Below are 223 nucleotides of genomic sequence, written 5' to 3'. Positions count from 1 at the left end.
CAATTTTCAGCTTGATCCAGATTTTTAAAGAGCAAAACTTCGCAGTGAACCTTTTCAGGTACACTCTGAAGTTTTCTTGTTTTTTTTGCAGTAAGGAATGGTGGAGCTATGCGGGATCGAACCGCAGACCTCCTGCGTGCAAGGCAGGCGCTCTCCCAGCTGAGCTATAGCCCCATCGTAGTTAAATCTCGTTTAACCTTAATTTCTGTTGAGGCAAGGCGTG

1 tRNA gene is annotated in these 223 nt (G+C 45.7%); it reads right to left on the bottom strand.

Features of this window, described 5'->3' with window-relative positions:
• Nucleotides 1-98 precede the first annotated feature (98 nt).
• Nucleotides 99-174, bottom strand: a tRNA-Ala gene (locus OGV93_RS01270).
• Nucleotides 175-223: the final 49 nt, after the last annotated feature.

This window comes from Citrobacter sp. Cb031 (assembly GCF_030336725.1).
Classification (GTDB): Bacteria; Pseudomonadota; Gammaproteobacteria; order Enterobacterales; family Enterobacteriaceae; genus Citrobacter; species Citrobacter braakii.
The sequence above is the reverse complement of the archived record's forward strand: the minus strand, read 5'-3'. Positions and strand labels throughout refer to the sequence as shown.